Here is a 20,374-nt window from a genome sequence, read left to right as displayed (position 1 = left end):
TATGAAGGCATTAACTATGGCAAATCAGTTACTGCCAAAAGGCCTGTTTTCGAGAGGGGGAATTCTGTTCATCTTAGCGGTATTTGCCTCTGGCTGCGTCGATCTTGATGATACACTGCTGCGCGGAACCATCGATGTTATCGTCGTTGATGGAGGAGTAACGAATCTGGCTGAACCACAATTCATTCGGCTCAATCGCTCGAAATCTGACCCGCTAACTGGACGATTCGGTTCTCGGCCAATCACAAAAGCCACGGTTGAGGTTATTGTCGATTCAAGTCAGGCTATTCCCTGTCATGAGACAGTGGATGGCACATATCAGCTCCCGTCCGATTTTAAAGGGCAAATTGGGCATGCCTACCAACTGCGCTTTACCCTCACTGATGGGACCCGCTATATATCTAATCAACAAATACTGTTTCCCGTTTCACCCATCGAAAGTGTATCCGCCCGCTTTAATTCCCGAAGCCTTTATCCCCCGTTGAGTGGATTTTATACGGCTGGGCATGATATGTTCATCACGTTTAAAGATGATCCCCAAACCTGCAATTACTATCGATGGGAATGGAATTTGTGGGAAAAGCAGGAATGGTGTCGGAGCTGTTATCTGGGCGTTTATTCTATTTATGGCGTTACGGCCATGTTGATCTACAACGGGTATCCGGCGGGTAACATCTATATTTATACATCTGACAATAAAACGTTGCTCGAAGATTGTTACTACGAGCTTACTCCGCCCCCTTATTCATTACGGAGTCCGGTGCCCGAGTATCGATATGATTATACGTGCCGGACGCAATGCTGGGAAATTATTCATAGCTCTGCCATCAACATCTTCGAGGATCAATATTCCAATGGCGGCTTATTATCAGGGATTAAGGTTGCCAGCATTCCGTTTTATGACCATGCTCCGGGTTTGGTTGAAATTCGGCAAAGTTCGCTGACGCCCGATGCGTACCGATACACGAAATTATTTCAGCAGCAAACTCAAAACTCCGGTGGACTGGCCGATACGCCACCGACTGCGTTGATTGGAAATATCCGTAATGAAGTCAATCAACAAGAAGCTGTGGTGGGCTATTTCACCGCATCGGCAGTGGCTACAATACGGTATTGGCTGGATCGCAAGGATGCGTCGGGTGTATCTTTGGGAGGAACCGATCCGGCTGGCTATTCGAGTTTGCCGGGAGCCGAACTGTATTATGCCTTGAATCGACGCCAACCCACCCCTGAACCAAGTTTCCCCGAAGCTCCTCAGCTTTACCTATTCAATAGCCCACCACGGCCCCCAACGGCTATTTGCGTCGAAAGCGAAACCCGAACCCCTTACAAACCAGCCGGTTGGCGAGATTGATTTTGTCATCCTTCCTATCGTTAGGATGACAAAATTAGAAATGCGCTTACGTGGTTGGAGCCTCTTCTTCTATTGGGGACACCGTTGCTACTTTAGCCATATCGTCCCAAAAACTAGGGTAGGATTTTGCGACGACGCCCGGTTCTTCGATAATGATCTCTTCCTGCATAGCTACGGGCGCAAACGCCATTGCCATGCGGTGATCGTCGTACGTTTTAATGACTGCCGGTACAGTATGCTTCGTGCTCAATCGTCGAACTTCGTAGCGGTTATTCGTTTCGAGCTCAACTAGCTCAGCACCAATTTTCTGCAGTTCGGCCTGGAGAGCGGCTACGCGGTCAGTTTCTTTGATTTTGAGGCTTTCAATGCCCGTCAGGTGAAGCACAATTCCCTTGACGGCTGCGCAAACGGCAACGGTTTGAGCCAGATCCGGGCAATCGGTAAAATCCCAGGCGACGGATTCACTGGCTGGGCATTTCGTCAACTGAACGCCTTTGTCAGTGAACGTACTGGCAACGCCCAACTCCCGCATAATGGCTACGATAGCACTGTCGCCCTGTAAGGATTTCTCTTTTAATCCCAGTAATGTGATCTCAGCTGTTTCGTCTTCCGCCAACGCGGCCACGCTATACCAATAACTAGCACCCGACCAGTCAGATTCAATGGCATACGGTTTTGGCACGTATGGTTTTGGGGCAACGGTGATAGTTTTAGCTTCCCAATCGGCTTTTACATCGGCACCGAAATAGATCATTTGCTCCAGCGTCATTTCGATGTATGGCCGCGATCCAATAGCGCCCGTCAGTTCCAGCGTCAAGCCGTTGGGCAACGTTGGCGCAATCATCAACAGTGCCGAAATGTATTGGCTACTCACATCGCCCCGAATGCTTACGCGATTAGTTTCCGATGGCGTAAACCCGTTCAACTGAAGCGGAGGATAACCTTCTTTTTGCAGATAAGTAATATCGGCGCCAAGCGTTCGCAACGCATCGACCAGAATACCAATAGGGCGTTCGCACATACGGGGTGTACCCGTCATGGTTTTCTGTTTGCCGGTTGCTGAGAAATAGGCCGTTAAGAAACGCATGGTTGTTCCCGCATCCAGCACATCGGCCGTATTATCAGTCGATTTCAGCAATCGAATCATCGTTTGCGTATCGCGGGCGGTCGAAAGATTTTGCAGATCGGATTGAAAACCAGTGAGTGCGTCGATAATCAGCGCACGATTACTTTCACTTTTCGACGAGGCTAAAGGAATGGTCGCCTGGACAAGGCCGGGCTTCGTCAGCGTAGCGGGGGGAGTTAAACGAACAGCGTTCAAATTGTAGACCGTATACTGGTTAATAGAATTTGTTCGCAAAAAAACGAAAAATCGGCTAGATTCCGGCCATGATCAAGCGCTCAATCGGCGCAAAAGCTTTGTCTCTCCATGATTCAATTTATCAATGCCACCGTCTTTACGGGCGACGAATGGCTATCCAACGCTTCCGTACGAATTGATAATGGTCGTATTCAGGAAGTTACTACCAATCTTACAGGATCAGTCACTACTGATGAATCAACGATTGATCTGGCTGGTGATTACCTGATTCCGGGTTTGGTTGATCTTCAACTTTATGGTGGATCTAATCTATTCCTGAACGACGTTCCTGCCCCAGATACTGTCCGGCATATTTACGATTCTCACTCTCGAAACGGTACAACAACCCTTTTACCAACGATTCATTCGACGTCGCTTGAGATTATGCAGAAGTCGATTGCTGCTGTAGCCGTTGTTCGGGAGGAAAATCCATTTGGTATACCGGGTATTCATGCCGAAGGGCCATATTTCAATCCGGTAAAGCGAGGAGCGCACAGCATGGCCTATGTTCGTACGCCAGCCGAGGGCGAACTGGAAACTCTATTCAGCACCAACGCCGATGTCATTCGGATACTGACGTTAGCTCCCGAAATTCTGACGCCTGAACAGTTTGGTACGCTCAAACGATTGAAACATCCCAACACACTGCTTTCGCTGGGTCATAGCAATGCGACTTACCAACAGGCAACCGCAGCTTTTAATGATGGTGTGCCGCTGTCAACGCATCTTTATAATGCGATGCGCGGTTACGAAAGCCGCGAACCTGGCGTAGTAGGCGCTGTTTGGGATCATTCCACAGTGCGAGCCAGTATAATCGCCGATGGATACCATTGTGACCCAACAACGATTCGAATTGCCTACCAACTGATGAGTGAGCGACTATTTCTGATCTCCGATGCGCTTTTCGCCAACCCGCCGAGACCTGAATTTACACTGGGTCAGTTTGTAGTGCATTACGAGCCGGATTCGAACGGACCGGGCCGATATGTCAACGACGAGGGCAAACTGGCTGGCTCAGCGATTACGCTGATTGACTGCGTTCGGATTGCCGTTGAACAGGCTGGTATTCCTCTAACGAATGCTTTGCGAATGGCATCCGTAATTCCGGCTGAAATTATCAGTATGGACGATCAAGTAGGACGAATTAAACCGGGATATGTGGCAAATCTGGTGCGCACAGATCAATCCTTACATACCAAAGGTGTCTGGGCATCCGGTAACCAAATCGCGTAACAACAATGCATATTTAGCCTTTACTCAAAATCCCCCGGACTGATACAAAACAGTCTGAGGGAATTTTGAGTATAAATACGGGTTTGCTGAAAAAAATACCTAAAAAATATTAGCTATATAATTTTCTGTTGTATTATTTAAATAAATCAGTATTATATTTTATATAATAACTTGACAACGTTATTATAATTTGTAATTTCGATAAAGTATAACAAAATATACTCTTAAAACTGGAAATGTAAATTCCAGACGGAGTCCCACAATTAAGGAAGTTTCTAGTCAGTATCTATCCTGTTTCTAACTGACTATTGCACGATTTCAGTAACCTTTTTAGTCTATTCTGATCTAGTCAGCTCACGCGCTGTCTGATGGTTAGTTATTGGCTAAATTACTCAATTTCCAGCGTCCACTGTCCAACTTGTTTATCTTATGAAACGACTCAGTATAACTAGTCCGTATACGCTACGCGGACGCTATTCTCCTGGTATCCTAAGCTATACATCGCCTACCTGTACGACCGTAAGCACTTACGAAATACGCCCTTTTGCTAATGGCAGTCGTCGACTTCGTAAACAAAGAGAGTTGAGTCAGGACTAACGCCTGGTAGGTGAACCTCTTGTAAACTCCTCTCTATTCCAATTGCTTGTTCTAGAATTTTTCCAATCTAACCGCTTCATTCCTTATGAAAAGAAAAGTACTCAAGGCGGATGCCGTCCCTGTGTTAATCGCGTTGTTTGCGTTATTGACGCTATTACCGATGGCAGTCCAGGCTCAAACGCGGAAAATAACCGGAAAGGTTACCACAGGTAACAACGCTGAAGTATTGCAGGGGGTTAACGTACTCATAAAAGGAAATACCCGAAAAGGGGCTATTACAGATACGCAGGGAATGTTTTCGCTGGAAGCAGCCCCAACCGATATTCTTGTGATTAGTTTTATCGGTTTTAAATCAAAAGAAATAAAGGTTGGCGATGAGACTAATTTCAATGTACCATTGGAAGAAGATGCTACGCAACTGACCGAGTTGATCGTTACTGGAACTCGAAATACAGGTCGTACAATTCTGGAAACACCTGTTCCTGTGGATGTTATCTCGATCAAGGACATCATGGGCGAACTTCCCCAAATCGATCTGGCTCAGATGCTGGCTTATGTTGCACCTAGTTTCAACGCCGTTCGGTCGCAAGGGGGAGATCTCGATTCACACGTCGATCCGGTTCAGTTGCGGAATATGGCTCCTAACCAAATTCTGGTACTGATAAACGGCAAACGTCGGCATACGTCAGCGTTATTAATTACTGGTACTGCCGTTGGTAGCCCGTCGACATCGGTTGATATGTTAACAATTCCAGCCGCTTCGATTGATCGGGTCGAGATCCTTCGGGATGGTGCAGCAGCTCAGTATGGTTCGGATGCTGTAGCCGGAGTGGTGAACATCATCCTGAAAAAAGGAACGAATAAATTAACGGGCAGCCTGACGGGTGGTGGCTATCTGAACTCGGGTGGGGGCGCCGGTGACCTAACCAAATCGGGCAAACCTGACGGATTCAATTATCAATTCGATGCCAATTACGGCTTCAAAATCGCTGAAAAAGGCTATCTGAATATTTCGGGTCAGATTACACAACGGAGACCAACGCTACGGCCGTTTGTAAACGACTGGGGATTCTTCGATAATACTTATCTCAATAACCTCCGGACCGATAAATACGGCAATCCGGTCATCACCAACCCCGAGTTAATCAATGCTCAGGTGGCTGGTAACACGGCTCAAATTACGGCGTTGAAAACGGAAGCTGGCCTGATGAGTGCGCGTGGATTGACAAAAGCTGATTTTGCCGTGTATGCCGGAATGCCTGCTGTTACGTTGGGAAGTACATTCTACAACGCTGGCTATGAAATCAGCCCAAATACGACCATTTATGGGTTTGGAGGGGCTTCCTACAAAAATCTACAAGGTTTCTCGTGCTATTTCCGTCGGCCTGCGCAAACCGACCGGTTCAACTATCTCCTGTATCCCAATGGATTTCGGCCGCAAATGACCTCCAATACGTCGGATATTTCCAATACAGTAGGGATCAAAAGTAAGATTGGTGATTTCAGTGTCGATTTCAGTAATACGTTCGGGCAAAACTCGATGCGTATCGGAATGATCAATACGATGAACGCTTCGTTAGGCTCCAATACGCCTGTGAACATGTATCTGGGCACTCATCAGTTCAGTCAGAACTCGACCAACCTTGATTTTTCGCGCTATTTCAAAGACATCATGGGTGGATTGAACATCGCTTTTGGGGCTGAAATGCGGGTCGAAAATTATAAGATCATGAAAGGGCAGGACGAAAGTTTTGCCTATGGCGATGCTGGTGTTCTTACCGTAGTTAGAGATGGTCTTCTGATTGGTCCGGATGGGAAACCGCTGGAAAATGCGAGTAGCACGCCGATTGTCGGAGCTGATGGAAAACCGTTATCTGTATTTGCTGGTGAGCAGGTAACCGTAAAAAGCCTATCGTCGAACTGCCAGTGTTTTGCAGGGTTTGGTCCTAAGAATGAGCGAAATGAATATCGGACCACGATGGCAGCCTATCTGGATGCCGAGCTTGAAATAACCAAAAAGTTACTCTTGGCGGGTGCCGTTCGTCTGGAAAATTACTCGGATTTTGGTGGTGTGTCGATTGGGAAACTGGCTGTTCGGTATTCCGTAACAGGCAAACTGACCATCCGGGGTTCTATCGCAACGGGTTTCCGGGCTCCGTCGTTGCAGGAGTTGAACTACACGCACACCGCTACAGCGTTCGTTCCCGATGCTAATGGAATTCCTCAACCGCTGGACGTAACGACCTATCCAACCAACAGTACGGCTGCGAGAGTGTTGGGTATCAAAGGATTGAAGCAGGAGAATTCGCGGACATATGGCCTGGGTCTTACCTTCCAGCCCACCCGAGGATTTGAGGTAACGGTAGATGCTTACCAGATCGATGTCGACAATCGTATTTTCCGAACCAGCTATTTTAATGCGTCGGAAGTAGGCAATAATTATGGCGAAGTAATCGGTGGGGGCGAAGCGCAGTTCTTTGTCAATGGGGCAAACGTTCGCTCGAAAGGAATCGAATTTGTCGGAAACTATACCTATTCGATGGCTCGTAACAAAAGCCTTACGTTTATGCTAGCTACGATTTTCAGTAAGAATACCATTTTGACCCGCAAAACGCTGGACCTAAATGTAGCGAATCTCACACCCGATCAGGTAGTTGAAAAATACCTGAGTCGGGATGTAATCGGTCAGTTTGAAACCGGAACGCCAAGAACCAAAATGATTGGCTCGGTTGCCTATCGATTCAATAAAATGAACGTCATGCTGCGTGGAACCTATTTCGGAACGGTTACCGAACGTTCTGTTTCGTCGGACGATAAGGGCAACTATTACGATCAGACCTTTTCTCCCCAAGCCATTTTTGACCTCAGCTTTGGTTACGATCTGACGCGCAATCTGAAACTTTCGGTTGGAGGTAGCAATATTTTTGATAAGTATCCAGAGGTGTTGCGTCCTGAAAATCAAGGGTTTTATCTATACTCCAACAACCAGCAAGGATCGAATGGAGCCTATTATTATGGACGGATCATGTTCAACTTCTAATTTCTCAATCCTGATGAAAAGCATTCTTCATAAACTGAATTTCATTCCCAGCATGGGAATCCTACTGACACTGATTGCCTTATCGACTTCCTGTGAGCAGCAAAGTTATGAGCCGAACACGAGTGTAGCCCCCGGCGGTGGTACCGTAACGACTTATAAAGCCTATACACTGGCCTCTACAGACGGGAAGAACATTTACGGACGAGTCGTTTTTTACAAGTACAGTGCTACGGTTACGCTGGTAGAAATTGGGCTTTATAATACGACAACCGGAACCTCGTATGCATCATCCATTTATCAGGGTAAGCTTTCCGGTGGATCGGCCACAGCTCTGAAACCGTTGGATACGATCAGTGGCGCTACTGGTGAATTCTCAACCAACAAATATTTCACGATCAGTGAGGCAGGTTTCTACGACAAACTCGGTGCGTATGATGCCAATGTCAAAATTATGCTCGGTACAACTCTGGTTGCCAGTGGCAATATTGGCGCTAATGCTACCCCTGTTGCTCAGTCATAGAAAGATTAGCTAACTAATTGGTTATTAAATAATTGTCCAAAGATAGTGAGTTAGAAATTTTCCGCAAAATGTGTTTTTTAATAGCTCTGGATTATTTTCTGGGGCTATTTTTGTATGTAGTCAGTTCATCACTACCAGTATTTTCCCGACTTATCAATTTGCCTTGTACGCTGGGTGCTTTTACACCGTTACCGAGCATCATAGGACTTCGAAATACGCGCATCTCATCCCACAAATCAGCTTCCAGGAACGAATTCAGAAGCGCTGCTCCACCTTCCACCAGTACCGATTGAATGTTACGTTGATGGAGAATTTCTAAAGAATGAACGAGCGAATGAGTGAAAGAGTGAACCACTGGATAGGACTTCTCGTCTGACTCGCTCTTTCGCTCATTCACTCGTTCACTCATTTCAGAGCCTTCATGAAAGACAATCGTGGGTTGAGAGCCGTCGAACAAATGGAGGTTTTCAGGCAGCGATAAATTCCTGTCGAAGACAATTCGGGTTGGGTTTTTGCCGGGCCAAAGACGTGTATTGAGCCGGGGATTGTCGATTCGGGCGGTATTGGTGCCGACCATAATTGCGTCTTCTTCGCTTCGCCACCGATGCACAAGTCGATGCGACAAATCACCACTAATTTTAACCGGCTGCGCATCTTCACCTGCTATATAACCATCACTTGTTTCTGCCCATTTCAGAATAATATAAGGGCGTTTCTTTTCAAAGAACGTGAAGAATCGCGCATTCAAATCGCGACCTGTTTCGGCCAGAACACCGGTTTCTACGGAAATACCAGCCTCTCTCAGTTTCGCAAAACCCTGCCCTGAGACCAACGGATTTGGATCATCGTTGCAGCAAACAACTTGACCTATTTTCGTTTCGATCAATAGATCAGCACAGGGAGGCTGTTTTCCGAAATGAGAACAAGGCTCCAGCGTAACGTAAGCTATACTTTCGGGTAATAGATGAATGTCTTCCGGTTTAACGGACGCGATTGCATTTCGTTCGGCATGAGCTTCTCCGTAGCGCTCGTGCCATCCTTCGCCAATAATCCGCCCAGTATATGGACTACACTGACCCGTTGGATCGTGCACAATCACGCATCCAACCATCGGATTCGGGCTAACATGACCACGGCCGAGTGTCGCCAGTTCGAGTGCGCGAAGCATAAATGGGTTTGTCATTTACGGTTTTCTATTTATAGTTTTTGGAATAGTGTGAGTTATGAAATTTCTTGCCTACATCCGTAAACAGAAAACCGTAAACCAACCCCTAAACCGAAAACTTCCCTATTTTTGGCAAAATTATAATATATTGCTAAAAATTATATATAAATTGCTAAAAATCAGATAGTTAAAAAGTTGTCTATATTTTATTACTGAAATATGGCTGGAAAATGTGATTGGTTTTAGCAAGATAGGGGAGGGTTTTGGGCAAAGTTAACTGTATTGTATGAACGCACTAATGATCCTATTAGGTCTATTAAATGCCTGATTCGGTCTATTTGTTTTCTCCGGATCTATAAACTGATCCAAGCCATGCCACTATTGGAGGCCTTAGACAGGCCTGTCATAAACTTTGACATCAAGGACCTGCTGGGCCATAGCTATATGTCCACTAAGGAAATGTGCTTTGGAGCGATGGATCAGAAAATGCAAGATTCAGCGATGGACGCGATTATGGGCGATGAATAAGCGAGGCTCATTCTTTTTGATTGGCTAATTGGCACTCTATCTCCAAATGAGCCGCCATGTACGCCCGGCCCGTTCGGTACTCATCCGTTAAGTGACTCAAATACCGGCCACCTTTGCGGGTGTAGTTCACGGCCATCAGGTAGGCGTTGATTAACGCTTCTTACATGGCTTTTTGGCCTTCGAGGTCTTCTTGATTCATTAATCTTAATTTAGAACAGCAAGCGACTGATATATGTCTGTACGATTATTAATAATTACTATTAAAATGCGCTTATATACTGTTTCTTTATGAAATCATCCATAATTATATGTGCATTGTATGGAGCAGGCACATTGAGCTCCTCTAGATCATAAGAAACAATCATATTGCCGACTATCTTTACTTTAGTCTTATCAATATCAATAACCTCTTCTACTCCATACATTTCTTTTAGTTTCATAAATGATTTTCTCATAACATCTTTGGGTGCACAACTGAAAATCATCTCTTTTGCTTCTTCTAAATTCCCACCATTATGCTCTTTTATTTTGTCATATAAATAAATTAAGCTTAATGGTAAAAAATATGATGATTCAAAATCTGGCTTTTCTAAAATAAGCCTTTGAAAAAATGGAAACAAAAAACTAGTTTGTGTTGCCAAATTTGAAAGATTAAACAATATACTCGCTAAAAGAATGCTTGGATTAGAAGCTAGTGATATAGCAACAGCAACTTCATTAGGAATTTCTATTAATAAATGTTTTCTGGCTAAAATAAAATTAGACCTAATAAGATACTCGCCAGCTAAATATTCTTGCAGAGATTTATGAGAGAATTCATATCTATCAAAACCAGACTGTACAAACAACCCAGTAAAGCTCTCTAACTCATTAACAACTAAATTTACCTCATTAGGCGGTAATTGAAATGACTCGCAAATATCTGCATAGCATTTTTTCAACATCTCTGTTGTGAAAAATACTTTCACTAATTTTGCTGTTAAGTAATACGATAGGTTACATAAGAAGTCAAACTTTCTATCTAAAGTAAATTGGCTAAATTTTGACTGCCTTTTAATTCGACGCTGCTCATCCCAATCTTCGATTAATAAATTAACGATTTTTTTATAGACAGTTTTTGGCTTACGAGGAATTTCACCGCTCCTTTCAAATAATGCGCATAAGTGAGCCAAATTTAGTGGCCTTAAAGCAGTATCTTTAAATGGAGAGTTTTCTAATCCTTGCATCATTTTCAGTGATTTTCGCTTATCGTCAAACCAATTGTCAATAAATTGGGTGATTTGGGAGTTGTTCAGATCAGCAATCTCATACGTCCGGCAATTAGGAATGGTGATATCAAATTCTCCAGTTCTTGAGGTTAAAATAAATCTGGTATTATTAAGTTTTAATGATAATCTCTCAATACTTTTAATTAAACTAAGTTTAACGTTATTAGAAGGCAGTTCATCAAAACCGTCAAAAATAAGTAGTATATTTAATTTATCAACAAATTCCGCAATTAACTGCTCTTTAAAGTCACTATATTTCTCAATTTGTGCTTCGTACAAACCTTTTGCTATTTTATATTTATATAAAACATCTTGATAATTATTCAATTCTGGATCATTTTGTTTATGTGGTCTATAATATTCTATTTCCTCATCAAAATCTATATCATACTCTTGATCATCTTCTTTTTCACTCTCTTTTAATATAGTTTCATATCTTAAAATAGAATTATATATATCTGAATGAAGGGCAATATCAATACCGAAGTTGTCAAATAACAAATCAAATATAGAAAAATTATCATTAACATTTTCAAGATAACGAAATTGGATTACGAAGGGAAATGCAAATTCTTTTTGATTACTAGTTTTTTCAATTTCATTTATAAATATATTTTTCATTAAAGTTGTTTTCCCTGCGCCTGGACCACCCAATATGACCACATTCTTAGTAGAGAAATCTAAATGTTTTAAAGAAACCTTTGGCTCTGAACTTGTCTCGAAGTGAGTCTTTTTAGGTGTCAAAAAGAAATCAAGTTGAACAAAAATTTTCTTAGTATCTTTAGAGTGTATAGAATCTTTAAAACTTATCTCTTTAGCCCAAGTATTGCTATGGGCTACATTGTGAACTATTCTTTTTGCGACAATCTCATTGGTAACAGTGTATTCAAAATCGCTTATTAAGCCTATATTTTTATCGTTTCGAATTGGTGAATAATTATTGGATTGTGTATTAAGTTGGTCTTCAAATTCAGAGCAGCTTTTTAGTAAAAAAGGTACCGCATCGTAAAGCTTCGTTAATACATATCCAATATTTAACTCTGCCCAGTTTATATCTTTAAATAGTTCGCTTAATGCAGTTGCCATCTTATAAAAAGGTAAAGGGTTATTTTAGGGTGTGGGTTATATATTTTATTTAATTATGTACTGGGAGTTAATTACATAGTCGTTTGATTTCCCAATTAGCTTCCTACGGATTTTCTGAATAGTACTCCAGTAACTTCATTGATAATTCATACCGCTCTTGAATCAATTTTTCGTAGTGAGCATCGGTTGGCTTTGGTTCACCATCCGGGGTAAGGAATTTGATCAGAATATCCAGCTCCACCTTGCGCCGTTTGTTCTTCCAGTAGAGTTGCTCAGCTTTGGGTAAATCTTTAATCTGGAGCTCGAAACTGGTCAGCGAGGAGGCAGCGATGCTGGCTATTTCAGAATAGAGGGCTACAGTATTAAGAGTAAAGTTTTCAGGCATAGGTATAATATGTTAGACTGCTTTATAGTCTGTTGTCAAGATTTACTTCTTTTAAAACGTGTGACTTTTATATCCACTTTATGTTCCTTCCACCCCTCTTGTGAAGCACTGGGCCTCACAAAAACGCTTTCTAGTTTTATGGGGCGGCCTAAATAATTTTTATCAGGATGAGGATTCTTTTTGTTAAAAGAGCCATCTAAATCCAAGGTCACGAACCCGGTTTCGCCTGGAGGTAGACCCGTTCGGCTGGCTTCTGGCGTATCGGTATACATCTTAATAAAGATACCGTCTTTGTTACGAATTGGCTCTTGGTACGTATCAAACCGCAAGAGAAGATCGACCGGAAAGGGATTATTATTGAGCCAAAGAAACTTCAATTGTACCGTCCGAGTAGTATGGGTAAGTGAGAATGTTTCAGGTCTAATCGTACCAGCTGAGTCAACAGAATAGTTGCCTGTTTTGACTCTGTCGTTACTTGTTTTTGTGGTTTCGTCAATAAGTCGCGGGTAATAGAGGATGATGTTTTCAAATTCGACCATTGGCGCTCTATCGAGCCGACCGTCATAGGCTTCCTGTTGCCAGTCCTCCTGATTGACCGTTGAGTAGTGCCGATTAGCGATTTCCCGATTGGCCAGCTTTGTCGCTTCTTTTTCCTGTTCGGCTTTCTGGCGTTGGTTTACCTTTTCATTCAATGCTTTTCTTTTTTTCAATGACTTTACCAGGGAAAACATACCATACAGAATGGGAATCACGATGAGGCTTCCCATCAGTATAAAAAAATACGTTAAAAGCTTATCATCACTCATAGCAAGAACAGATGTACAGTTGTGGAAAATAATAAGTTATTGTCTTCTTCGTCTAAATTACTGCCCAAAGGGCTAAGCTGGATTTTGATCCATGTTTTTAACAAGGCTGTTTCATGAAGTGGTGGTTTTTTGAAACAAGCGACTAGCGTATACGTTTTTGGGCAAGGAGGGCTTTGCGGCTGGACATACGTTATCGGCAATTATTCATAAGTAAGCATTGATGGCTGAGGCCGTTTCTTTTTACCTCCCCATTTTCGATACTCTGCATCTAGTAAAGGGTAAAGCATTAATTCACCAGAAGATATGCGATACTCGCCCAGCTTGTGTTCACAGATAGAGACCCAGTTCTTTTTCAGCCACCCAGCATCGTTCTGTTTATTTTTCCATAAGGCGAAAGCCTGCTGATTATCCCAAAGCGAAATACTCCAACAGTAGCTAGAACATTCCTTTCTCATGAATGTGGCAGCTGCCTGAAGTTCAGATGGGGTCTTCTTACTAGAACCGACGTAGACATGAAGCCTATGCATATACCGGGTTGTTGTATCACTCCATAAAAGCTTAACCTCCCGTTTCGCTTCGGCTGTTATTGGTATTTTGGTGCCAATGTCATTTAGTGGTAGTGATTTTCCCGGAAACCCCACCAGGAAATGTTTTTGCACATTAAGATCCCTGGATACAAGGAAGTGCGAGTTCTCAACCTCAGTTTTATTATTTATGGATACTTCTAACTCAGTGCTTGTATAATAAAACGTTCGGTTGCCATGCGTTTTGCTTTTGATTCGCTCTCTCAGCAAAGGAATATCCCGGTCATATCGGTTGATAGAATCCGTCAAGCGCTTGACATTGTCGGCAAAACGTTTAGACAGGGCTAAAAAATGGTCTTTTTGCTGCTGTGATGTCGCATTGGTTGCACTATCCAGGTATAGGTTTGCACTTCCATCCTCCCCTTCTCTATAATGGCTGTAATGATACTGGCCTGACTGATAGTCACCAAGCAGAATTGAATCGAGCTCTGCTTCTCCAATGATCCTGTAGGATAGGGTTTTCACTTTATAGCGAACCAGATCAGTGGGAAATACGGCGGGGTTGGGTGGTATACGCGTTTGTACATAGGTCAGAATGGCCGCATCGAGTTTTTTTATCAGGTCCTTCTTTTTGGACTGGGCGGCTACAAGCTGAATAGCTAAAAGACTTACTGCGACTACCGTAAATAGTTGTTTCATGGTGTGGAGATTAGATGTATATGGTTAACTAATAGATTTTACCGCGTTAAGTATCCCTTTGCGACCATGTAGCAAAACAGAATAAAGCTCACACTGAGCAGGGCAAGGATCATGATCAGAATGGGCCTGAGCTTTCGTTCCCTGGGCGTTGGCATAGGCGTTAGTTCATGGTGGGAGGTTTAGGTAAGCGACAGGCGTATACGTATTGGGCGAATCAGGTCTTTGCAGGTGGGCATGCATGAATCAAACTTTAATCATTATATAATTTACCTGTCTCCAAATAAACTTTAAAATATTTTTCTAATAAACTTACCATTCCCTCAATGCTAGTTTTATCATCAGGAGATCTTATAAATGAATTATAACTTAGGAAATCTTCATTCAAAGGGACATCAATAAGCATTGCTTGGCCAATACCTCGACTTCTTAAAACTTTTTTCACAAATGCCCTTTCCTTTTCAAATAACAAAAGGAAAGGATGAATTCTATTTATGAAATGTTGATGAATAAATTTGATGAATAAATAATAAACAGCGAACTGAGTCTGAGCTTCCAATAAATGGTCGTTTTTTGGAAAAACTATACTAAGTTTATCTAAATTTCGGTAAGCCGTTTCGACATATTGATCAAAATAGTACTCGTATAAACCCATTCCTCTATTCACCATCATATCTAGATCTGATTTTTTTATAGAAGTGGGTTTACTCCCGTTTAACTCTATCGAAAGAATTTTAGCTGCTGCATTTAAATCCTGCCCTCTATCTTTTGAGTTTTTACTACTTAACACAAAGCGGGCACTCTCTTGTAAAAAAGGATGAATTGCAATTTTTCTTATTATAATCGGCACTGGACCGGGCAATGCATTTCTTCGTTCAGCCCCGGAAATGGCCACATTGATATTTAAACGAATAAACATTTCGAAAATATCTTCTGGCCTATCCGATTGTACACCCATAACGGTGGGTATATAATTTTCAAATCGCTTAACTAAATAAGGGAAAGTATAAAGTAATTTTTCAAAATTGCAATTTCGAGCATCTAATATTTGATCATCATAATAAATAGGAGTACTATCTAATTCAAATTGATTGTCTATAAAATTAAAAATTGTACTGAGCCGCTGCTTGCCATCTATAACAGCGTACTGTTTTTTATTTTCATTTAAAATATTGCTTCCACCACTAAAATCAGCCAGATAAATTTTAGGGAAGTCATAATCATTTAAAATAGTATTAATAAAGAGCTGCTTCATTTGCAAACTCCAAATATCAGTTTTTCGCTGGTATGTAGGATTGAAATCAATTCGCTCCCTTAAACTATACCATCGCCCAATCGTATACAAGTTTTCAATATGCTTAACCTGTAGCATGGCCGTTTCTAAATTGTGTATTTAAATGCTCTTTTTATTTCTTTTGCCAAACCTTCCAAATCGGGAAATATCACTGAATCCGTTATGCCGATTCTAGATAATGCCGTCATCATTGGTTCAATAAATCCGTTAGGAATGATGATTTTCTTCAAACAGTCACCCGGATAAGCATCCCTAACAAATACTTCTTCCATAGCAATTATTTCTTTACCAAAAAGCACGAAAGCACCCTTTTGTGCTACAATTCGCACACTATTATAATTACCATAAATCGCCACTGATTGCTTTCGTATTCTAGCAAATGTCGCCTTAGTTTCGTAACCAGTCATCAACGAGTCATCCGGATTAATAACTGTGGTTATGGAGATATCATCTAGTGATTTAGTATTCCACTTATCAGGCACCAACTCCCACACGGCCACATCTGCCTCATAATTTCCATGTTGATTCCTCCTTGCTCCTGACAAGGCGAAATATAATGCAACAAATGGGTTTTCAGTCCAGTCTAATAATCGAGTTGGCACACCAAAGTGTTGCATTAAAAAAAAGAAATCCCAATCATCGGTTGTCGTTCGGGTAATATATGGCAAACTCCGCTGCTTAAACCTTTTTAGAATCTCTCCTTCCTGATTAATCAAAACAGCAGAATCATTTATGCTTGGGTGGCGATAAAGAGTAGGCAGGAGTTTATAGGATACATTAGACGCTCCCCTGTACCAAATTATGTTGTTAGCGGCCGACATGGTTTCGACCTCATTCATATATTCGGCAAGGGATGTAACTATAACATGTGGAACCATAGTAAATCCTTGGCGTGGTAAAGGTGTTAATTATGCAATAACTGAAGATTTTGCTCAGTCTTATGTATAGTAAGACTTCTAGGTATATTAATTGGGTTTGAAAATATCATCAACTCAGACCCTTTTCGTTTTTGCTGGAGACTATAATTTAAATCAAAGGCAGCGAGTCTAAAATATTGATACATTTCCCTAATTGCCTGAACATTATCATAGGAGACGACCCAATTTGAATTTGCTTTGGCTTGAAGCATTTGGGCTAATTCGCTATGTTCGTTATGGCAATAATTATTTAAATAAAGCTTATCTCCTTTATGGTAATATGGGGGATCAAGGTAAAAAAAAGAATTTTGAGGATTTATTGTCACCTCTAGGTCTTCAATAAAAAACTCGGCCTCTGCATTATGAATCACAATTCGGTTTGCCAAGTCACCAATTTGTCTAACTCGATTTTTTAGAGTTTCCTTATAAAAACGTGCACCAATCAAGTAATTACCTGTCTGATTATAGCCGCCTATTGGTCCTGATGCGTGCAGAATTCCTGAACGACTAGTTCGGTTTAGGTAGAATAGAGCAAACCCAACATCGAACATTTCTTCATTTTCAGGATTATCATATATATGCTTGAACCGTCGCCACTCCTCAACAGTCAATTCGCAGGTATCAATGGCATCTATAAAATCTCCTGTGTGATGTAAAACTGAGTACCAAAAGGAGAAAATCCTATAATCTGCATCGTTAATAACGATAGTCTCAACAATGTCATTAACAAGCAAGTGAAGGGCCGCGCCAGCTCCACCACAATAGAGTTCGTAATAGGTTCCACCACGCAAACCATTGTTATCAATAACATTTGCCAGGAATTTTCCTAGCACACCCTTTCCACCTGGGTAGCGGAGCGGACTTAATAATTTTTTCAAAGGTTTAGGAGTATAGGTGTGTATAAATGTCACTCGCTTTTACTTTTTACTCTTCAATCACATAGCATTCTGATTCTCGTACCCTTTAACTAGAAATAGATGAAGTATGTCCACCTTCTCGACTTGCCAGGGCTTATAGTGTTGATTATATGATCTCAGAATAACTTTTGTGTTGTCTTCTGGATCAGGATCTATATACTTCAGTAGCCTGTATCCATCTAAAACAATCAGATAGATTTGACCAAAATCAATATACTTTTTATTTTTTATTGGGTAGACAAAAAGTCTAGAACCCGGAAAGATGCGATCATACATTGAATCACCTTTTACGTTACAGGCTACACAATCTCTATACTGAGGAGCATATATATAGCCGTCTGGCTCTTCATCAATGTCATCAAAATAGAGCTCGATAAGACCCGCCGTTATCTCTACATCATAATAGGGTATATATAATTCTGCGTCCTTTTCGGGTATTTCCGTGAATAACGTATGGGATTTGGACCTCTCTGAAGATTTAGCTTCTTTTTCGGGCTCATCTTGTTTATCAGGCTCAGGCTTTGGTATCGCATTACAAGACCCCCTTATACCTTTTCCAGATTTTAGCCAATCTGCATTGACATCAAAATTTAATGTCAATGCGGCAATGACATCGTCACCCATTACTTGCACTGCATTTTTAATTCTAGAAATCGTAGAAGAATCAATTTCTGCATGCCTAGCGATAGCAGCCTGAGACATACCAGTTGCCTCAATAAACTCCTGCATCCTTTCTGCTGACTCTTTGTATTCTTCTATCGGTTCTTTAGAATTCTTAGCCATATCATGACTTAAATAAAATAATTATTGACATTATCTTGCAAATGTCATGACATCAATATTAAATTTGCTTTACATTATTGACAAACGGACGAATGCACGTTTGAATGTACGCAAATTATACACAAGCGATGATAGTAAGCAAGCAAATCGAGCAATCTCTACGCAAACGGCTGGCTAAGACCGAGGGAGGGATTAAAGCTGCTGCCGCGCTCGGTGGTATTTCAGAACGAGCAGCCCAAAAGGTGATGCGCTTTGAGAATGTCACTCAGCCAACCTATGACGCATTCTGCGAGGGGCTAACCCGGCTAGAAAAAGCGGAAGCCATGCGAAAAGTTGAGAATGAACTTAAAGCTTCACGATTAGCCGCTTAAGCAATGACTCCTCAACTTTTCAATTTCCAAAGCACGCGTATTCGTGTCATTCAGGATGAACAGGGAAATGTTTGGTTCGTTGCGAGAGACATTTGCGGCTCTCTAGGCTACAAGCAATCTGGACCCGCCGTAAAAAAACACTGCCGAATAAAGGGGGTGATGAAACATCACCTCCCCTCGAATGGAGGAAGTCAGTTTACAACACTGATAAATGAAGGCAACTTGTATAGGCTAATTGCAAATTCCACCCTACCAAGTGCTGAAAAATTTGAGGAATGGGTTTTCGATGAAGTACTTCCCTCAATTCGAAAAACAGGAGGTTACTTCGCTGAGAAACAAACATCTCTAGAATCGCGAGTCACCCTTCTAGAAGCTCAGGTAGCCCAGCTTCAACGGCAGCTATTGGATAAGGTATCTGCAATTAAACCTGTAAAGACCTTACCTCTAAACGCAGAATCACTTCTGGTTCAAAAGCACTTTCAGCCTTCGCCGGAAGGTGGTCAGCTTTGGTCAGTGCAGCAGGTGATGGATTTTCTGTCGGAAGCCGAAAAGGTGAAATCGCTTAACCGTGTTCGTGTCGGTGTTGCGCTGAGTCAGTTATGTGGTCCTCGTCAGGTCAAGTGGACCAATAATAAATCGGTCTGGTATTACTCCGCAAGTTTAAACGCCAACTAGCCATGCAAGCCTATCAAACTGAAAAACCAACCGTAGCTGAACTCATGGACCAGATTCGTGACCGGGCCATCCTGCTTAGCGCGGCCATTAAACAGGCCAATGAGCGCGGCATTGACGTGAGCGTACAGAAAGCGCCGGAAGGCTCAGAGAATTTAATTCAACTTGTATTCGCGGTCTGATCATGTACATCGCCATTGATGAAGCGCTCATTGCGGATTTAACCAGCGCACTTAGTGAAGCGGCTAAAGAAATCGCTCTATCTCGAAAACGGGAAGAAACGCTTCGTCTTGAACTGGAGCGAAACAAGCTACTGACAGAGAAGCAGGCCCAGGAATACTTACAGCGGGATGCGGAAACGCTTCGCTATTACCGAACACTGGGGCTATCCTCCATTAAAATCGGTAAAGACCGCTGGTACGTGAAAGGCGTTGTCGATGATTGGCTGGAATCCGGGAAAGTCAATCGGCATAAATCCTAATCCCGAAAGGGTGTGGTGTGGATAGTAGGGGAGTCCGGGTGCTACTAGTGCCCGGCACTTTTTCACCAACCACGTTTGCAAAATCTAACCCATAAGAGCTATTTCTCTTACTTCAAAAATCATACACCATGAAAGAATTAATTCAGGCTTTTAAGGCCGAAAACAAAAACGTCTTTGATGTTGAGTTGCAATACAAAACCGTACGATTTCGCCATAAGGATCATCACGTACGCATTACGTCGGCACTACTTAAACAGTTTGAGTCGATTGGCCCAGTAGAAAGCCTGGTAGTTTCAGAAGGCACTTTGACGGTCATCTACCAATAAAAGACAAAACCCCGGCATAGGCCAGGGCTGGTACAATCTTCATAATTAACA

Annotated in this window: 21 protein-coding genes; 10 read left to right on the top strand and 11 right to left on the bottom strand. The window is 42.3% G+C overall.

Annotated elements, in window-relative coordinates; genetic code table 11:
• The first annotated feature begins 1 nt into the window (after position 1).
• Positions 2–1,354 carry a DUF4249 domain-containing protein gene (locus ACYVE4_RS11705; RefSeq protein ID WP_461040036.1) on the top strand — a complete coding sequence of 451 codons (1,353 nt, stop codon included), beginning with the start codon at positions 2–4 and terminating at the stop codon, positions 1,352–1,354.
• A 46-nt stretch (positions 1,355–1,400) separates the two neighbouring features.
• Here the strand turns inward: ACYVE4_RS11705 and ACYVE4_RS11700 are convergent, their stop codons facing one another.
• Positions 1,401–2,675, bottom strand: a complete 1,275-nt coding sequence (locus ACYVE4_RS11700; protein WP_461040380.1) for a 3-phosphoshikimate 1-carboxyvinyltransferase — start codon at positions 2,673–2,675, stop codon at positions 1,401–1,403.
• Positions 2,676–2,783: 108 nt separating this feature from the next.
• On the opposite strand from ACYVE4_RS11700, the gene nagA reads away from it, so the two are divergent.
• The 4 genes from nagA (at position 2,784) to ACYVE4_RS11680 (ending at position 8,104) form a co-directional block, all read left to right on the top strand.
• Complete coding sequence (gene nagA / locus ACYVE4_RS11695; protein WP_461040035.1) at positions 2,784–3,947, top strand: N-acetylglucosamine-6-phosphate deacetylase; 1,164 nt, start codon at positions 2,784–2,786, stop codon at positions 3,945–3,947.
• A 429-nt stretch (positions 3,948–4,376) separates the two neighbouring features.
• Positions 4,377–4,544 (top strand): hypothetical protein, encoded by a 168-nt coding sequence (locus tag ACYVE4_RS11690; protein ID WP_461040034.1) that lies wholly within the window; start codon positions 4,377–4,379, stop codon positions 4,542–4,544.
• 85 nt (positions 4,545–4,629) lie between these two features.
• Entirely contained in the window at positions 4,630–7,584 is a 2,955-nt protein-coding gene (locus ACYVE4_RS11685; RefSeq protein ID WP_461040033.1) for a TonB-dependent receptor, read from the top strand.
• A gap of 13 nt (positions 7,585–7,597) precedes the next feature.
• Positions 7,598–8,104, top strand: a complete 507-nt coding sequence (locus ACYVE4_RS11680) for a hypothetical protein (RefSeq protein WP_461040032.1) — start codon at positions 7,598–7,600, stop codon at positions 8,102–8,104.
• A gap of 91 nt (positions 8,105–8,195) precedes the next feature.
• Here ACYVE4_RS11680 and ribD read toward each other — a convergent pair whose 3' ends face one another.
• The 10 genes from ribD to ACYVE4_RS11630 all read right to left on the bottom strand — a co-directional run bounded on the left by ribD (position 8,196) and on the right by ACYVE4_RS11630 (position 18,473).
• Positions 8,196–9,287 (bottom strand): bifunctional diaminohydroxyphosphoribosylaminopyrimidine deaminase/5-amino-6-(5-phosphoribosylamino)uracil reductase RibD, encoded by a 1,092-nt coding sequence (gene ribD / locus ACYVE4_RS11675; protein WP_461040030.1) that lies wholly within the window; start codon positions 9,285–9,287, stop codon positions 8,196–8,198.
• 517 nt (positions 9,288–9,804) lie between these two features.
• Positions 9,805–9,933 (bottom strand): hypothetical protein, encoded by a 129-nt coding sequence (locus tag ACYVE4_RS11670; RefSeq protein WP_461040029.1) that lies wholly within the window; start codon positions 9,931–9,933, stop codon positions 9,805–9,807.
• Positions 9,934–10,057: 124 nt separating this feature from the next.
• A complete protein-coding gene (locus ACYVE4_RS11665) occupies positions 10,058–12,151 on the bottom strand; it encodes an NACHT domain-containing protein (RefSeq protein WP_461040028.1) in 2,094 nt (697 codons plus the stop codon).
• Positions 12,152–12,254: 103 nt separating this feature from the next.
• Positions 12,255–12,536 (bottom strand): hypothetical protein, encoded by a 282-nt coding sequence (locus ACYVE4_RS11660; protein ID WP_461040026.1) that lies wholly within the window; start codon positions 12,534–12,536, stop codon positions 12,255–12,257.
• A gap of 35 nt (positions 12,537–12,571) precedes the next feature.
• Positions 12,572–13,303: a hypothetical protein gene (locus ACYVE4_RS11655; RefSeq protein WP_461040025.1), complete on the bottom strand. Its 732-nt coding sequence runs from the start codon at positions 13,301–13,303 to the stop codon at positions 12,572–12,574.
• A gap of 239 nt (positions 13,304–13,542) precedes the next feature.
• Positions 13,543–14,565 carry a hypothetical protein gene (locus ACYVE4_RS11650; RefSeq protein ID WP_461040024.1) on the bottom strand — a complete coding sequence of 341 codons (1,023 nt, stop codon included), beginning with the start codon at positions 14,563–14,565 and terminating at the stop codon, positions 13,543–13,545.
• Between the two features lie 250 nt (positions 14,566–14,815).
• Complete coding sequence (locus ACYVE4_RS11645; protein ID WP_461040023.1) at positions 14,816–15,934, bottom strand: DUF262 domain-containing protein; 1,119 nt, start codon at positions 15,932–15,934, stop codon at positions 14,816–14,818.
• A gap of 8 nt (positions 15,935–15,942) precedes the next feature.
• Positions 15,943–16,695 carry an FRG domain-containing protein gene (locus ACYVE4_RS11640; RefSeq protein ID WP_461040022.1) on the bottom strand — a complete coding sequence of 251 codons (753 nt, stop codon included), beginning with the start codon at positions 16,693–16,695 and terminating at the stop codon, positions 15,943–15,945.
• Positions 16,696–16,760: 65 nt separating this feature from the next.
• A complete protein-coding gene (locus ACYVE4_RS11635) occupies positions 16,761–17,651 on the bottom strand; it encodes a DNA adenine methylase (RefSeq protein WP_461040020.1) in 891 nt (296 codons plus the stop codon).
• Between the two features lie 57 nt (positions 17,652–17,708).
• The gene (locus ACYVE4_RS11630) at positions 17,709–18,473 is read right to left on the bottom strand and encodes a LexA family transcriptional regulator (protein ID WP_461040019.1); all 765 of its coding nucleotides are present in this window, start codon (positions 18,471–18,473) and stop codon (positions 17,709–17,711) included.
• A gap of 128 nt (positions 18,474–18,601) precedes the next feature.
• Here ACYVE4_RS11630 and ACYVE4_RS11625 point away from each other — a divergent pair, with 128 nt between their 5' ends.
• The 5 genes from ACYVE4_RS11625 (at position 18,602) to ACYVE4_RS11605 (ending at position 20,323) form a co-directional block, all read left to right on the top strand.
• Complete coding sequence (locus tag ACYVE4_RS11625; RefSeq protein WP_461040017.1) at positions 18,602–18,844, top strand: hypothetical protein; 243 nt, start codon at positions 18,602–18,604, stop codon at positions 18,842–18,844.
• Positions 18,845–18,847: 3 nt separating this feature from the next.
• Positions 18,848–19,519 (top strand): BRO-N domain-containing protein, encoded by a 672-nt coding sequence (locus ACYVE4_RS11620; RefSeq protein WP_461040016.1) that lies wholly within the window; start codon positions 18,848–18,850, stop codon positions 19,517–19,519.
• Positions 19,520–19,521: 2 nt separating this feature from the next.
• The gene (locus ACYVE4_RS11615; protein WP_461040015.1) at positions 19,522–19,698 is read left to right on the top strand and encodes a hypothetical protein; all 177 of its coding nucleotides are present in this window, start codon (positions 19,522–19,524) and stop codon (positions 19,696–19,698) included.
• Between the two features lie 2 nt (positions 19,699–19,700).
• Positions 19,701–19,997 carry a hypothetical protein gene (locus ACYVE4_RS11610; RefSeq protein WP_461040013.1) on the top strand — a complete coding sequence of 99 codons (297 nt, stop codon included), beginning with the start codon at positions 19,701–19,703 and terminating at the stop codon, positions 19,995–19,997.
• Positions 19,998–20,125: 128 nt separating this feature from the next.
• Positions 20,126–20,323 (top strand): hypothetical protein, encoded by a 198-nt coding sequence (locus ACYVE4_RS11605; RefSeq protein ID WP_461040012.1) that lies wholly within the window; start codon positions 20,126–20,128, stop codon positions 20,321–20,323.
• The last annotated feature ends 51 nt before the right edge of the window (positions 20,324–20,374 follow it).

It is taken from the genome of Spirosoma harenae, assembly GCF_054776975.1.
Note: the sequence above shows the minus strand (reverse complement) of the source record. Positions and strands in the feature narration are given on the sequence as shown.

Coding starts and splice junctions, on each gene's coding strand:
- ACYVE4_RS11705 (WP_461040036.1), top strand. CDS start 2: ATGAAGGCATTAACTATGGCAAATCAGTTACTGCCAAAAGGCCTGTTT.
- nagA (WP_461040035.1), top strand. CDS start 2,784: ATGATTCAATTTATCAATGCCACCGTCTTTACGGGCGACGAATGGCTA.
- ACYVE4_RS11690 (WP_461040034.1), top strand. CDS start 4,377: ATGAAACGACTCAGTATAACTAGTCCGTATACGCTACGCGGACGCTAT.
- ACYVE4_RS11685 (WP_461040033.1), top strand. CDS start 4,630: ATGAAAAGAAAAGTACTCAAGGCGGATGCCGTCCCTGTGTTAATCGCG.
- ACYVE4_RS11680 (WP_461040032.1), top strand. CDS start 7,598: ATGAAAAGCATTCTTCATAAACTGAATTTCATTCCCAGCATGGGAATC.
- ribD (WP_461040030.1), bottom strand. CDS start 9,287: ATGACAAACCCATTTATGCTTCGCGCACTCGAACTGGCGACACTCGGC.
- ACYVE4_RS11670 (WP_461040029.1), bottom strand. CDS start 9,933: ATGGCCGTGAACTACACCCGCAAAGGTGGCCGGTATTTGAGTCACTTA.
- ACYVE4_RS11665 (WP_461040028.1), bottom strand. CDS start 12,151: ATGGCAACTGCATTAAGCGAACTATTTAAAGATATAAACTGGGCAGAG.
- ACYVE4_RS11660 (WP_461040026.1), bottom strand. CDS start 12,536: ATGCCTGAAAACTTTACTCTTAATACTGTAGCCCTCTATTCTGAAATA.
- ACYVE4_RS11655 (WP_461040025.1), bottom strand. CDS start 13,303: ATGGGAAGCCTCATCGTGATTCCCATTCTGTATGGTATGTTTTCCCTG.
- ACYVE4_RS11650 (WP_461040024.1), bottom strand. CDS start 14,565: ATGAAACAACTATTTACGGTAGTCGCAGTAAGTCTTTTAGCTATTCAG.
- ACYVE4_RS11645 (WP_461040023.1), bottom strand. CDS start 15,934: ATGCTACAGGTTAAGCATATTGAAAACTTGTATACGATTGGGCGATGG.
- ACYVE4_RS11640 (WP_461040022.1), bottom strand. CDS start 16,695: ATGAATGAGGTCGAAACCATGTCGGCCGCTAACAACATAATTTGGTAC.
- ACYVE4_RS11630 (WP_461040019.1), bottom strand. CDS start 18,473: ATGGCTAAGAATTCTAAAGAACCGATAGAAGAATACAAAGAGTCAGCA.
- ACYVE4_RS11625 (WP_461040017.1), top strand. CDS start 18,602: ATGATAGTAAGCAAGCAAATCGAGCAATCTCTACGCAAACGGCTGGCT.
- ACYVE4_RS11620 (WP_461040016.1), top strand. CDS start 18,848: ATGACTCCTCAACTTTTCAATTTCCAAAGCACGCGTATTCGTGTCATT.
- ACYVE4_RS11615 (WP_461040015.1), top strand. CDS start 19,522: ATGCAAGCCTATCAAACTGAAAAACCAACCGTAGCTGAACTCATGGAC.
- ACYVE4_RS11610 (WP_461040013.1), top strand. CDS start 19,701: ATGTACATCGCCATTGATGAAGCGCTCATTGCGGATTTAACCAGCGCA.
- ACYVE4_RS11605 (WP_461040012.1), top strand. CDS start 20,126: ATGAAAGAATTAATTCAGGCTTTTAAGGCCGAAAACAAAAACGTCTTT.